This window comes from Pseudomonas sp. (assembly GCF_002796985.1).
Lineage (GTDB): Bacteria > Pseudomonadota > Gammaproteobacteria > Pseudomonadales > Pseudomonadaceae > Pseudomonas.
Genome location: NZ_PEKX01000020.1, coordinates 227,075 through 241,317, shown reverse-complemented (window position 1 = coordinate 241,317; position 14,243 = coordinate 227,075). Strand labels below are relative to the sequence as shown.

Below are 14,243 nucleotides of genomic sequence, written 5' to 3'. Positions count from 1 at the left end.
TACAGCGTTTTGCCTTCGTTGCGGGGATGGGGACGGCAGGGCGGCTCAGTGCGGGCGGCAGGGGTAGCGTTGCAGGCTGGCGGAGAGGTCGTGGCTGGGGATGGGCTTGTCGAACAGGTAGCCCTGGCCGATGTCGCAGCGGTTGCGCCGCAGGAAGGCCAACTGGGCGGCGGTCTCGACGCCTTCGGCGACCACCTGCAACTTGAGGTTGTGGGCCATGGCGATCACCGCCGAGGTGATTTCCATGTCGTCCTGGTTGTCCGGGATGTCCTTGATGAAGCTGCGATCGATCTTGATCACGTCGATGGGGAATTTCTTCAGGTAGCTCAGCGACGAGTAGCCGGTGCCGAAGTCGTCCATGGCCAGGGTCAGGCCGAGGTGCTTCAGGCGCTCCAGTTGCTGGCGGGTGTCGTCGGTGGCGTCCAGCAGCAGGCTTTCGGTGAGTTCCAGTTCCAGCTGCGAGGCCGGGATGCTTTCCTCATGGAGGATCGCCGCGATGGAGCCGACCAGGTCCGGGTCGCTGAACTGCTTGGGCGACAGGTTGATCGCCATGTGCAGGTCGCCCAGGCCCTTGGCGGCCAGCTCGCGAACCTGGCGGCAGGCCTGGCGGATCACCCATTTGCCGATGGGGATGATCAGCCCGGTTTCCTCGGCGACGCTGATGAACTGGTCCGGGCGGATCATGCCCTTCTCCGGGTGCTGCCAGCGCAGCAGCGCTTCCAGCCCGAGCAAGGCGCCGCTGCGCAGGCACAGCTTGGGCTGGTAGTGCACCGCCAGTTCGTCCTGCACCAGCGCGCGGCGCAGGTTGCTCTCGACGAACAGCTTGTAGCTGGCTTCGGCGGTCATCGCCTCGGTGAAGGTCTGCACCTGGTGCTTGCCGTTGGCCTTGGCCTTGTGCAGCGCCAGGCCCGCGTGTTTCATCAGGGTCTGCGGGTCCTGCCCGTGCTGCGGTGCGTAGGCGATGCCGACGGAGCCGGTGATGCTGATCAGCTGGTTGTCGACGAACAGTGGCTTGTCCAGGACGTCGAGGATCTGCGCGGCGACCTTTTCGCCGCGGCCGGCCACCGACTCTTCCAGCAGCACGGCGAATTCGTTGCTGGCGAAGCGCGCCAGGGTGGCACTGTCGCTCAGGCTGCTGCGCAGGCGGCGGGCGAGGTTGGACAGCAGCTTGTCGCCGGTCTGGTGGCCAAGGCTGTCGTTGATCCGCTTGAAGTTGTCGATGTCCACCAGCAGCAGGCTCAGCGAGTGTTCGCTGCCCACCTGCAGGCGTTCTTCCAGGGCATTGATGAAGAAGTGCCGGTTGGCCAGGCCGGTGAGGTTGTCGCGGTAGGCGAGCTTCTCGATGTGCTGCTGGGCCAGCTTGCTCTGGGTGATGTCTTCGTAGATGCCGATGTAGTGGGTCAGTTCGCCCTTGTCGTCGTAGACCTTGGATAGCGACAACTGGCCCCAGTAAGGTTCGAGATTCTTGCGCCGGCTGCGGAACTCGCCCTGCCAACTGTTCTGCGTGACCAGTGTGGAGCGCGCGTCGAACAGCAACTCGCTGAGGTTGGCCAGCGCCGGCAGCTCCGGCAGGCGGCGGCCACGGACTTCGTCGGCGCCGTACTGGGTGATCGCGGTGAAGCTCGGGTTGACGTATTCCACCAGGCCGTCGCGGTCGATCAGCAGGAAGGCGCTGGCGCTCTGCTCGACGGCGCGCTGGAACAGGTGCAGGGCGCTGGAGACATTGCGCCGCTCGTGGTTCATCAGCACCTGGGCGTACTGGTCGGCCAGCTCGCCGGCAAAGGCGATCTCGTCGCTCTGCCACATGCGCACTTCGCCGACGTGTTCCAAGCAGAGCACGCCGACCACTTCGCCGCCGACGCGAATGGTGGCGTCGAGCATGGCGCTGATGCCCTGCGGGCGCAGGTAGCGCTTGGCCAGTTCCTCGGTGCGCGGGTCCTGCTGGGCGTTGTGGGCGTCGATGGCGCGACCGCTGTGGACCGCGTCGAGGTAGTTGGGGAAGTGGCTGGCGTCGATGTCCTGGGGCTTTTCGTACTGGTCGGTGTCGCGGCAGTAAATGGTCACCGCTTCCAGGCGTTGGTCGGTGTGCAGGCGCCAGATGCCGGCGCGGGCCACGTCGTAGGCCTCGCAGGCGGCCTGGGCGATCAGTTGGGCGGCTTCGAGCAGCGGGTCGCTGGACAGGTAGCGGTGCCGCGCCAGGCGCACGATGAGGTTCTGCTGGGTGCGCGAGCGCACCAGGTGTTGCAGGTGTTCGTCCTGGGAGCGCTGGTACATCTCCAGGGACATCTTCAGGCGGATGTTCTGGGCTTCCAGGTCGAGCAGGCGCGGGTCCAGCTCGGTTTCGTGCTCATCCGCCTCGGTCTGCAGCAGGTAGCCGTGGAGCAACTGGCGGCCGTGCTGCTGGAAACTTTCGCCGACCTCCAGCACGTTCAGCGTGCCACGCGGCGAGTGGAGCAGGTAGCGCACCCGGTAGCGGCCGTCCTTGAGCAGTTGCTGCTGCACCTGCTCATGCAGGCGATGGCGCGCTTCGGGCTCCATCAGGCTGGCGTAGGGGGCGTCGAGGATGCCGCAGAGGTCCTGGGCCGGCACGCCGATCTGACGCTCGCAGCCGGGATCGAGGAACAGCAGGGTCCAGCTGGGTTCGTTCAGGCGCTCGAAGCGCAGCATCCCGAGCCTCGAAGGGGCGGGAAGCGGCGTGACAACCTCGGCCGCCTGACGGCTGGCGGCATCGGGATGACTCTTCATGCGCGGGAGATTTCCAGGGTGCTGGACGAGGGACATGGCCCCGCCCGACTTCTATGGGCGTTGGCAAGATTTGCATGAGGCACGGGGCCATGACAAGCCAAGACTGTATCGGCCGTCACAGAGCTAAGTTGAGGCGGTGCCGGGAGCGGGGCGTGACCGCCGGTCCGGACAAAAAGAAGCCCCGCTATCCGGCAGGGCTGGAGAGTACGAGCGTGGCGTGCTCGTCGAGAGGAAGGGCAGGCGGGGCCTGCCCTCTTACAACACTTGGAATCGGCCTACGGTCTGCTGCGCGTCGGCGGAGCTGCGTTGGAAACTGAAGCGGACTGCTCATTTGCCTTGGCAAACTCCGCGTCTCCTTCAGTTTCCGCCTTGCTCCACTCTAGCTCGCGAGCCCGTAGACCATTTCCTTCACAGCAGCAGGGTGCGGATATCCCCCAGCAGGTCGGACAGGCGCTTGGTGTAGCGCGCGGCAGCCGCCCCGTTGATCACGCGGTGATCGTAGGACAGCGACAGCGGCAGCATCAGGCGCGGCTGGAAGGCCTTGCCGTCCCAGACTGGCTGCATGGTTGCCTTGCTGACACCCAGGATCGCCACTTCCGGCGCGTTGACGATCGGCGTGAAGCCGGTGCCGCCAATGTGGCCGAGGCTGGAGATGGTGAAGCAGGCGCCCTGCATGGCGTCGGCGGAGAGCTTCTTGGTGCGCGCTTTCTCGGCCAGTTCGGCGGCTTCGGCGGCGAGCTGCAGGAGGCTCTTCTGGTCGACGTTCTTGATCACCGGGACCAGCAGACCGTCCGGCGTGTCCACGGCGAAGCCGATGTTCACGTACTTCTTGCGGATCAGCGCCTTGCCGCTGGGGGCGAGGGAGCTGTTGAAGTCCGGCATTTCCTTGAGCAGGTGAGCACAGGCCTTGAGCAGGATCGGCAGCACGGTCAGCTTGACGCCGGCCTTCTCCGCGACGGCTTTCTGGGCCACGCGGAAGGCTTCCATCTCGGTGATGTCGGCCGAGTCGAACTGGGTCACGTGCGGCACGTTCAGCCAGCTGCGATGCAGGTTGGCGGCGCCGACCTGCATCAGGCGGGTCATCGCCACTTCTTCCACTTCGCCGAACTTGCTGAAGTCGACTTCCGGGATCGGCGGGATACCCGCGCCACCGCTGGCGCCAGCCGGCGCGCCGGATTTGACGCGTTGCAGTTGCTCTTTGACGAACAGCTGCACGTCTTCCTTGAGGATGCGGCCTTTGGGGCCGGTGCCTTTGACTTCGTTCAGCTCGACGCCGAACTCGCGGGCGACCATGCGCACTGCGGGGCCTGCGTGGACCTTGGCGCCGTCACGGCTGGGCGCGCCCACCGGAGCGGATTCCGGAGCCTTGGCAGCGGCAGCCGGTGCGGGAGCGGCGGCAGGCGCCGCAGCGGCCGGAGCCGGAGCAGCAGCCGGAGCTTCTGCGGCGGCCGGGGCAGCAGCGCCTGCAACCTTGAGCTTGAGGATCAGGTCGCCGGTGCCGACTTCGTCACCGACCTTGATCGACACGCTTTCCACTACGCCGGCAACCGGCGAGGGGATTTCCATGCTGGCCTTGTCCGACTCCAGGGTGATCAGCGACTGGTCGGCTTCGACCGTGTCGCCAGCTTTCACCATGACTTCGATGACGTTGGCCTTGCCGGCCGAGCCGATGTCCGGGACGTGGATGTCCTGGACGCTGGCGGCAGCAGCGGGTGCGGCAGCCGGAGCCGGGGCAGCGGCCGGAGCCTCTGCCTTCGGAGCTTCAGCGGCGGGTGCCTGCGCTTCGGCCTTGGGCGCTTCAGCGGCGGCCGAACCCCCTTCGACTTCCAGCTCGAGGATCTCGTCGCCTTCCTTCAGGGTGTCGCCCACCTTGACCTTCAGGCTCTTCACCACGCCGGCTTTGGGCGAGGGAATTTCCATGCTGGCCTTGTCGGATTCCAGGGTCAGCAGGCTCTGGTCGGCCTCGACGGTGTCGCCGACCTTGACCAGCAGTTCGATCACTTCACCCTGACCATTGCCGATGTCGGGTACACGAATCAGTTCGCTCATCGTGCCTCTCCTCAGCAGTCCAGCGGGTTACGTTTTTCGGGGTTGATGCCGAACTTGGCGATGGCTTCGGCCACCACTTTGGGTTCGATATCACCGCGATCGGCCAGGGCTTCCAGCGCGGCCAGAACCACCCAGTGACGGTCCACTTCGAAGAAGTCGCGCAGCTTGCGGCGGCTGTCGCTGCGGCCGAAGCCGTCGGTGCCCAGCACCTTGTACTCCTTGCTTGGAACCCACTGGCGGATCTGCTCGGCGTAGAGCTTCATGTAGTCGGTGGAGGCGATCACCGGGCCCTTGCGGCCGGCGAGGCACTCTTCGACGTAGCTCTGCTTGGGCTTCTGGCCCGGGTGCAGGCGGTTCCAGCGCTCGATGGCCAGACCGTCGCGGCGCAGTTCGTTGAAGCTCGGAACGGACCAGACGTCAGCGCCCACACCGAAGTCTTCGCGGAGGATCTTCGCGGCGGCTTCGACTTCACGCAGGATGGTGCCCGAGCCCAGCAGCTGCACATGATGCGCGGCGGCCTTCTTGTCCTCATCGAGCAGGTACATGCCCTTGATGATGCCTTCCTCGGCGCCCTTGGGCATGGCCGGCTGGACGTAGTTCTCGTTCATCACGGTGATGTAATAGAAGATGTCCTGCTGCTCTTCGATCATCTGGCGCGAGCCTTCGCGGATGATCACCGCCAGCTCGTAGGCGTAGGTCGGATCGTAGGTGCGGCAGTTCGGGATGGTCGACGCCAGGATATGGCTGTGACCATCTTCGTGCTGCAGGCCTTCACCGTTCAGGGTGGTACGGCCGGCGGTGCCGCCGATCAGGAAGCCGTGCGCGCGGCTGTCGCCAGCGGCCCAGGCCAGGTCGCCGATACGCTGGAAGCCGAACATCGAATAGAAGATGTAGAACGGCAGCATCGGCTGGTTGTGCGTGGAGTACGAGGTGCCCGCGGCAATCCAGCTGGACATGGCGCCGGCTTCGTTGATGCCTTCCTCGAGGATCTGACCTTTCTTGTCCTCGCGGTAGAACATCACCTGGTCCTTATCCACCGGCTCGTACAGCTGGCCGACGGAGGAGTAGATGCCCAACTGGCGGAACATGCCTTCCATACCGAAGGTACGGGCTTCGTCCGGCACGATCGGGACGATGCGCGGGCCGAGTTCCTTGTCCTTGACCAGCTGCGAGATGATCCGCACGAAGGCCATGGTGGTGGAGATTTCGCGGTCGCCCGAGCCGTCGAGCATGGCCTTGAGGGTTTCCAGCGGGGGAACCGGCACCTGGAAGCTCTTGGCGCGGCGAACCGGCATTACGCCGCCCAGCGCGGCACGCCGGGAAGCCAGGTACTTGGCTTCGGCGCTGCCTTCATCGGGGCGGTAGAACGGCAGGTTTTCCAGGTCGACATCCTTGATCGGGATGTCGAACTTGTCGCGGAACGACTTCAGGGACTCGACGTCGACCTTCTTGACGTTGTGCGCGATGTTCTTCGCTTCGCCGGAACCGGTGCCATAGCCCTTGATGGTCTTGGCCAGGATGACGGTGGGCTGGCCCTTGTGGTTGACCGCCTGGTGGTAGGCCGCATAGACCTTGTAGGGGTCGTGGCCGCCACGGTTGAGTTTCCAGACTTCCTCGTCGGAGAGGTCCTTGACCATCTCCAGCAGCTCGGGACGCGCACCGAAGAAGTGCTCACGCACGTAGGCGCCGTCTTTGGCCTTGTAGTTCTGGTACTCGCCGTCGATGACCTCGTCCATGCGCTGCTGCAGCAGGCCGGCGATGTCCTTGGCGAACAGCGGGTCCCAGAAGCGACCCCAGACCACCTTGTTGACGTTCCACTCGGCGCCACGGAATACGCCTTCGAGTTCCTGGATGATCTTGCCGTTGCCGCGAACCGGGCCGTCGAGGCGTTGCAGGTTGCAGTTGATGACGAAGATCAGGTTGTCCAGCTTCTCGCGGCCGGCCAGCGAGATTGCGCCCAGGGATTCGGGCTCGTCGCACTCGCCGTCACCCATGAAGCACCAGACCTTCTGCTTGCCGGCGGGGATGAAGCCGCGGCTTTCCAGGTACTTCATGAAGCGCGCCTGGTAGATCGCCTGGATCGGGCCCAGGCCCATGGAGACGGTCGGGAACTGCCAGAAGTCCGGCATCAGCCAGGGGTGCGGGTAGGAGGACAGGCCGTTGCCGTCCACTTCCTGGCGGAAGTTGTTCAGTTGGTCTTCGCTGATGCGGCCTTCGAGGAAGGCGCGGGCGTAGACGCCGGGGGAGGCGTGGCCCTGGAAGAACACCAGGTCGCCGCCGTGTTCGTCGGTCGGGGCCTGGAAGAAGTAGTTGAAGCCAACGTCGTACAGCGTTGCCGAGGACGCGAAGGAGGAGATGTGGCCGCCCAGGTCCGGGTCGCTCTTGTTGGCCTTCATCACCATCGCCAGGGCGTTCCAGCGCACCAGGGAGCGGATGCGGCGTTCCATGAACAGGTCGCCGGGCATGCGGGCTTCGTGGGTAACCGGGATGCTGTTGCGGTACGGCGTGGTGATGGCGTAAGGCAGTTGGGTGCCGGACCGGCTGGCCAGCTCGCCCATGCGGGTCATCAGGTAATGGGCGCGGTCTTCACCTTCATGGTCCAGGACCGATTCCAGGGCGTCCAGCCATTCCTGGGTTTCGACGGGATCGAGGTCTTGCATGGCTTGCTCCAGGGCGGAAAGGCTTCCAGAATCGGAGGCCAGTAGATCGTTGCCGATAGCGGCGTCAACCTCGTGGGCGACGCGGCGAATTCTTGTGAAGTATTCCGGGGGTACGCCCGGCGGGTTGTAGTTTTACTACAAATTGCCGACGGATACATCCCTCCCCCTGAAAAAGTTAGTAGTAAAACTACAGGGGCGCGAAAAGACAGGAATGCCGGCGCCTCGCCGACCACTCAGGATAGACCATGAGCCTGCCGTCCCTGGCCGCTTTGCCGGCTACCCTCAAGCCCCTCGCCGAGCGGGCTGAGCAGAATTTCCGCACTGCCATCGCCGCGTTCTCCCTCGAGCAGATCGCCAGTTTCGACAGCTGGTCCGATGAGCGGCATGCCGACTTCACCCGCGTGGCCGCCGGCAGCGATTTCGTTGCCGAGCAGGTTCAGCGTGATCCTGCCTTTCTATTGGAGCTGGCCGCGACCGGTGAGCTCGAACGTGGCCTGTTGCCCGGTGAGATGGGTGCGCAGCTGGATGCGTGGCTGGTCGATTGCGCCGACGAGGACGAGCTGGGTCGCCGCCTGCGCCGCTTCCGCCGGCGCCAGCAGGTACGCATCATCTGGCGCGACCTGACCCGCCGCAGCGACCTGGCCGGTACCTGCCGCGACCTGTCGGACCTCGCCGACGTCAGCATCGATCAGTCCCTGGCCTGGCTCTACCAGCGCCACTGCCAGCAGTTCGGCGTGCCCATCGGCAATCGCTCGGGCCTGCCGCAGAAAATGATCGTGTTGGGCATGGGGAAGCTGGGGGCGGGCGAGCTGAACCTGTCCTCCGACATCGACCTGATCTTCGGTTACCCCGAGGGCGGCGAAACCCAGGGCGCCAAGCGTGCGCTGGATAACCAGGAGTTCTTCACCCGCCTGGGGCAGAAGCTGATCAAGTCGCTGGACGCCATCACCGTCGACGGCTTTGCCTTCCGCGTCGACATGCGCCTGCGCCCCTACGGTTCCAGCGGCCCGCTGGTGCACAGCTTCGCCGCGCTGGAGCAGTACTACCAGGACCAGGGTCGCGACTGGGAACGCTATGCGATGATCAAGGCGCGGGTGGTCGGTGGCGACCAGGAGGCCGGCCAGCGCCTGCTGGAGCTGCTGCGCCCGTTCGTTTACCGCCGCTACCTGGACTTCTCCGCTATCGAGGCGCTGCGCACCATGAAGCAGCTGATCCAGCAGGAAGTCCGGCGCAAGGGCATGAGCGAGAACATCAAGTTGGGTGCCGGTGGCATCCGCGAGGTGGAGTTCATCGCCCAGGCCTTCCAGTTGATCCACGGTGGCCGTGACCTCAGCCTGCAGCAGCGGCCGCTGCTGCGCGTGCTGGCGATCCTCGAAGGGCAGGGCTACCTGCCGCCGCAGGTGGTCGCCGAGCTGCGCGAGGGTTACGAATTCCTGCGCTACGCCGAGCACGCCTTGCAGGCGATTGCCGACCGGCAGACGCAGATGCTGCCGGAGGACGAGCTCGAGCGAATCCGCGTTGCCTTCATCATGGGCTTTGCCAACTGGTCGGCCTTCCACCAGGCCACCAATCAATGGCGCGAACGCATCGACTGGCATTTCCGCCAGGTCATCGCCGACCCGGACGAAGATGAAGAAGGCCAGGTGGATACCACCATTGGCGGCGAGTGGATTCCGCTGTGGGAAGAGGCGGTGGACGAGGAGTCCGCCTGCCGGCAGTTCGCCGACACCGGGTTCGCCCAGCCGGCAGCGGCCTGGAAACGCCTGACCGACCTGCGCAATGGCCCGCAGGTGCGCGCCATGCAGCGCCTGGGCCGCGAGCGGCTGGATGTCTTCATGCCGCGACTGCTGAACATGATCGCCGAGCGCGGTCCGGCGGACGTGCTGCTGGAGCGTGTGTTGCCGCTGATCGAGGCGGTGGCGCGGCGCTCGGCTTATCTCGTGTTGCTGACCGAAAACCCTGGCGCGCTGGAGCGTCTGCTGACCCTCTGTGCGGCCAGCCCGATGGTGGCCGAGCAGATCGCCCGCTTCCCGATTCTGCTCGACGAGCTATTGAATGAAGGACGGCTGTTCCGTCCGCCGCAGGCCGCCGAGCTGGGCGCCGAGCTGCGTGAGCGGCTGATGCGGATCCCCGAGGACGACCTTGAGCAGCAGATGGAAACCCTGCGCCACTTCAAGCTGGCCCACGGCCTGCGTGTGGTGGCCTCGGAAATCGCCGGCACGCTTCCGCTGATGAAAGTCAGCGACTACCTGACCTGGCTGGCCGAAGCGATCCTCGAGCAGGTGCTCACTCTGACCTGGGATCAGCTGGTGCAGCGCCACGGCCGGCCGACCCGCGTGGACGGCACGCCTTGCGATCCGGACTTCATCATCGTCGGCTATGGCAAGTCCGGCGGCCTGGAGCTGGGCCATGGCTCGGACCTGGACCTGGTGTTCATCCACGACGGCGACCCGCAGAGCGAGACCGACGGCGCCAAGCCCATCGACGGGGCGCAGTTCTATACGCGCCTGGGGCAGAAGATCATCCACTTCCTCACCGCGCAGACCCCCTCAGGCATGCTCTACGAAGTGGACATGCGCCTGCGCCCGAGCGGCGCTTCCGGCCTGCTGGTCAGCTCGCTGCGCGCCTTCGAGGCCTACCAGTTGGGCGAGGCCTGGACCTGGGAGCATCAGGCGCTGGTGCGCGCCCGTGTGCTGGCAGGCTGCAAACGGGTCGCCGTGGCGTTCGAGGCGATCCGTGCAAAAGTGCTCGGCCAGCAGCGCGACCTGGCCGAGCTGCGCAAGGAAGTCAGCGAGATGCGCGCGAAGATGCGCGACAACCTCGGCACCCCGAGCACGGCCGCCGGCACCGCGCCGAATGCCTTCGAGGCCGCGGCCCCGTTCGATCTCAAGCAGGATGCCGGTGGTATCGTCGATATCGAATTTATGGTGCAATACGCGGCCCTGGCCTGGTCGTGGCAGCACCCGGAGCTGGTGGAGTTCACCGACAACATCCGCATTCTGGAAGCGCTGGAGCGGGTCGGGTTGATGTCCGGCGAGGATGTCCTGAAGCTGCAGGACGCCTACAAGGCCTACCGGGCGGCGGCGCACCGATTGTCCCTGCAGAAGCAGCCGGGCGTGGTGAGCGGCGATCACTTCCATGCGGAAAGACGCATGGTGATGCAGATGTGGAAGGCCTTCGAGCTGACCTGATTCGCTGCGATTTCCCATGAAATAGCCAGCATCCGGCGGGATAATGATCGCCGGAGCGGGCAGGCTGTCGGTTGCTCGCGTGGCTGTATGGGTATCAGGAGCAGGGCGCGTGATGCCATTGCGCCAGGTCACAGGGAGTGACGAAAACCGCCCGGCTGAAAGAACGGCTGGGCTAGACTGCCGGCATTCGATGCTCGGCACCCGACCGTGAGGGCACGCGCCACGCGGCTGGATGAATGGAGTACGGGGAGGCGAGAGCCTCCCCGGTCGTTTCTGGAAAAGGCATGAGAATTCTGATCGTAGGCCCCTCCTGGGTGGGCGACATGGTGATGGCGCAGACACTCTTCCAGTGTCTGAAGCAGCAGCATCCGGACTGCGTGATCGACGTGCTGGCGCCCGACTGGAGCCGGCCGATCCTCGAACGCATGCCCGAAGTGCGCCAGGCCTTGAGCTTCCCGCTCGGCCACGGCGTGCTGGACATCGCTTCGCGCCGGCGCATCGGCAAGACCCTCAAGGGCCAGTACGACCAGGCGATCCTCCTGCCCAACTCGCTCAAGTCGGCGCTGGTGCCGTATTTCGCCGGCATCCCCAGGCGCACCGGCTGGAAGGGCGAGATGCGCTACGGCCTGCTCAACGACATCCGCGCGCTGGATAAAGAGCGCTACCCGCTGATGATCGAGCGCTTCATGGCCCTGGCCTACGAGCCGGGCGCCGAGCTGCCGCAACCGTATCCACAGCCGCGCCTGGCCATCGACCCGCAGAGCCGCGAGGCCGCGCTGGCCAAGTTCGGCCTGAGCCTGGATCGCCCGGTGCTGGCGCTGTGCCCCGGCGCCGAGTTCGGCGAGGCCAAGCGCTGGCCCGCCGAGTACTACGCCAAGGTCGCCGAGATGAAGATTCGCGCCGGCTGGCAGGTGTGGATCTTCGGCTCGAAGAACGACCACCCCGGTGGCGAAGACATTCGCATGCGCCTGATTCCCGGCCTGCGCGAGGAGTCGGTGAACCTGGCTGGCGAAACGGCGCTGTCCGAGGCGATCGACCTGATGTCCTGCGCGAGTGCCGTGGTCACCAACGACTCCGGCCTGATGCATGTGGCCGCCGCGTTGAACCGCCCGCTGGTGGCGGTCTACGGCTCCACTTCGCCGCAGTTCACCCCGCCGCTGGCCGACCAGGTGGAAATCGTCCGCCTCGGCCTGGAATGCAGCCCCTGCTTCGATCGCGTGTGCCGCTTCGGTCACTACAACTGCCTGCGCGAGCTGAAGCCGCGCCCGGTAATCGAGGCGCTGGACCGACTGGTCGCCGACCCGGTGGATGTGGAAAGCGCTGAATGAGGGTTCTGTTGATCAAGACTTCGTCCCTGGGCGATGTCATCCACACCCTGCCGGCGTTGACCGACGCCGCCCGCGCCATTCCCGGCATCCAGTTCGACTGGGTGGTGGAGGAGGGCTTTGCCGAGATTCCCGCCTGGCATCCGGCCGTGGCCCAGGTGATCCCGGTGGCGATCCGTCGCTGGCGCAAGAACCTCTGGCAGACCCTCAGGAGTGGCGAATGGAGCCGCTTCAAACGCCGCCTGAAGGAAGTCGACTACGACCTGGTGATCGATGCCCAGGGCCTGCTCAAGAGCGCCTGGCTGACCCGCTACGCGCGCCGTCGCACGCCGGTTGCCGGGCTGGACAAGGCGTCTGCCCGCGAGCCGGCCGCCAGCCGCTTCTATAACCGTACCTACCCGGTCGCCTGGGGCCAGCACGCCGTCGAGCGCGTGCGCCAGCTGTTCGCCCAGGCGCTGGACTACCCGCTGCCCGCCGGCACCGGCGATTACGGCCTGGACCGCAATCGTCTGCTGGACGCGGTGGAGACCGAGCCGTACCTGGTGTTCCTGCACGGCACCACCTGGGTGACCAAGCATTGGCCCGAGGTTTACTGGCGTGAGCTGGCCCAGCGCATGGGCGAGCGTGGCTGGCAAGTCCGCCTGCCGTGGGGCAACGATGCCGAGCGGCAACGCGCCGAACGGCTCGCCGAAGGCTTGGAAAACGCCTCGGTGCTCCCCAAGTTAAGTCTCGCCGGCATGGCCAAGGTACTGGCCGGCGCTTCCGCCTGCGTGGCGGTCGACACCGGGCTCGGCCACCTGGCCGCCGCCCTGGACGTGCCGACGCTGTCGCTGTTCGGCCCGACCAACCCCGGTCTGACCGGCGCCTACGGGCGCTCGCAGGTGCACCTGGCCAGCGACTGGCCCTCGTGTGCGCCCTGCCTGCAGAAGACCTGCACCTACCAGCCGACGGCCGAAGACAAGCGCCAGTTCGACCTGCGGCATGAACAGCCTCTGTGCTTCACGCGCCTGAATCCCCAGCGCGTGGCGAACCAGCTGGAGGCACTGCTGCTGGCCCCGGAGACGCTTCGATGACCCTGGCTTTCGTCCTTTACAAGTACTTCCCGTTCGGCGGGCTGCAGCGCGATTTCATGCGCATCGCCCTGGAATGCCAGCATCGCGGCCACTCCATCCGCGTCTACACGCCGATCTGGGAAGGCGAAGTGCCGCCCGGCTTCGACGTGCGCGTGGCGCCGGTGAAGTCGCTGTTCAACCATCGCCGCAACGAAAAATTCAGTGCCTGGCTGGCCGCGGACCTCGCGCGCTCGCCGGTGGACCGGGTGATCGGCTTCAACAAGATGCCGGGCCTGGATGTGTATTACGCCGCCGATGGCTGCTTCGAGGACAAGGCGCAGAATTTGCGCAACTCCTTCTACCGTCGCTGGGGCCGCTACAAGCACTTCGCCGACTATGAGCGCGCGGTGTTCGCGCCGGAGTCGAAGACCGAGATCCTGATGATCTCCGAAGTGCAGCAGCCGCTGTTCATCAAGCACTACCGCACCCCCGAGGCGCGCTTCCACCTGCTGCCGCCGGGCATTGCCCAGGACCGTCGCGCGCCGGCCAATGCCGCCGACATCCGCGCCGAGTTCCGCCGCGAGTTCAAGCTCGCCGACGATGACCGGCTGCTGGTGCAGATCGGCTCCGGCTTCAAGACCAAGGGCCTGGACCGCAGCCTCAAGGCGTTGGCCGCTCTGCCGCGTTCGCTGCGCAAGCGCACCCGGCTGATCGCCATCGGCCAGGACGATCCCAAACCCTTCCTGCTGCAAGTGAAGGCGCTGGGCCTGTCGGACAACGTGCAGATTCTCAAGGGGCGCAGCGATATCCCGCGCTTCCTGTTGGGCGCCGATCTGCTGATCCACCCGGCGTACAACGAGAACACCGGTACCGTGCTGCTGGAGGCGCTGGTGGCCGGGCTGCCGGTGCTGGTCACCGATGTCTGCGGCTACGCCCACTACATCGACGAGGCGAAGGCGGGGCGCGTGGTGCCGTCGCCCTTCGAGCAGGAACGCTTGAACGCCATGTTGCAGGAAATGCTGGAAGACAATGCCGCGCGCTCGGAGTGGTCGCGCAATGGCCTGGCCTTCGCCGACAGCGCCGATCTCTACAGCATGCCGCAGCACGCCGCCGACCTGATCCTGCGGGAGCGCGTATGAAAGCTTTTGCTCTGGCAGGAGCGAGCTTGCTCGCGAACCGCCCCATGCTCGGTGCCAATCCGTTCGCGAGCAAGCTCGCTCC

7 protein-coding genes are annotated in these 14,243 nt (G+C 65.7%); 4 read left to right on the top strand and 3 right to left on the bottom strand.

Annotated features, from left to right (window positions below; genetic code table 11):
* Positions 1-45: 45 nt before the first annotated feature.
* The 3 genes from CTR55_RS23450 to aceE form a co-directional block, all read right to left on the bottom strand.
* Positions 46-2,745: an EAL domain-containing protein gene (locus CTR55_RS23450; RefSeq protein ID WP_296289830.1), complete on the bottom strand. Its 2,700-nt coding sequence runs from the start codon at positions 2,743-2,745 to the stop codon at positions 46-48.
* 408 nt (positions 2,746-3,153) lie between these two features.
* A complete protein-coding gene (gene aceF / locus CTR55_RS23445; protein WP_296289829.1) occupies positions 3,154-4,794 on the bottom strand; it encodes a dihydrolipoyllysine-residue acetyltransferase in 1,641 nt (546 codons plus the stop codon).
* An 11-nt stretch (positions 4,795-4,805) separates the two neighbouring features.
* Positions 4,806-7,454: a pyruvate dehydrogenase (acetyl-transferring), homodimeric type gene (gene aceE, locus CTR55_RS23440; protein WP_296289828.1), complete on the bottom strand. Its 2,649-nt coding sequence runs from the start codon at positions 7,452-7,454 to the stop codon at positions 4,806-4,808.
* Positions 7,455-7,699: 245 nt separating this feature from the next.
* Between aceE and glnE the strand changes: the two genes are divergently transcribed.
* From glnE to CTR55_RS23420, 4 genes are all read left to right on the top strand, one after another.
* Entirely contained in the window at positions 7,700-10,645 is a 2,946-nt protein-coding gene (gene glnE / locus CTR55_RS23435) for a bifunctional [glutamate--ammonia ligase]-adenylyl-L-tyrosine phosphorylase/[glutamate--ammonia-ligase] adenylyltransferase (protein WP_296289827.1), read from the top strand.
* Between the two features lie 284 nt (positions 10,646-10,929).
* Positions 10,930-11,973, top strand: a complete 1,044-nt coding sequence (gene waaF / locus CTR55_RS23430; protein ID WP_296289825.1) for a lipopolysaccharide heptosyltransferase II — start codon at positions 10,930-10,932, stop codon at positions 11,971-11,973.
* Complete coding sequence (gene waaC / locus CTR55_RS23425) at positions 11,970-13,043, top strand: lipopolysaccharide heptosyltransferase I (RefSeq protein WP_296289823.1); 1,074 nt, start codon at positions 11,970-11,972, stop codon at positions 13,041-13,043. The genes waaF and waaC overlap by 4 nt, the downstream gene beginning before the upstream one ends.
* Positions 13,040-14,161 carry a glycosyltransferase family 4 protein gene (locus CTR55_RS23420; RefSeq protein ID WP_296289821.1) on the top strand — a complete coding sequence of 374 codons (1,122 nt, stop codon included), beginning with the start codon at positions 13,040-13,042 and terminating at the stop codon, positions 14,159-14,161. The genes waaC and CTR55_RS23420 overlap by 4 nt, the downstream gene beginning before the upstream one ends.
* The last annotated feature ends 82 nt before the right edge of the window (positions 14,162-14,243 follow it).

Coding starts and splice junctions, on each gene's coding strand:
- CTR55_RS23450 (WP_296289830.1), bottom strand. CDS start 2,745: ATGAAGAGTCATCCCGATGCCGCCAGCCGTCAGGCGGCCGAGGTTGTC.
- aceF (WP_296289829.1), bottom strand. CDS start 4,794: ATGAGCGAACTGATTCGTGTACCCGACATCGGCAATGGTCAGGGTGAA.
- aceE (WP_296289828.1), bottom strand. CDS start 7,454: ATGCAAGACCTCGATCCCGTCGAAACCCAGGAATGGCTGGACGCCCTG.
- glnE (WP_296289827.1), top strand. CDS start 7,700: ATGAGCCTGCCGTCCCTGGCCGCTTTGCCGGCTACCCTCAAGCCCCTC.
- waaF (WP_296289825.1), top strand. CDS start 10,930: ATGAGAATTCTGATCGTAGGCCCCTCCTGGGTGGGCGACATGGTGATG.
- waaC (WP_296289823.1), top strand. CDS start 11,970: ATGAGGGTTCTGTTGATCAAGACTTCGTCCCTGGGCGATGTCATCCAC.
- CTR55_RS23420 (WP_296289821.1), top strand. CDS start 13,040: ATGACCCTGGCTTTCGTCCTTTACAAGTACTTCCCGTTCGGCGGGCTG.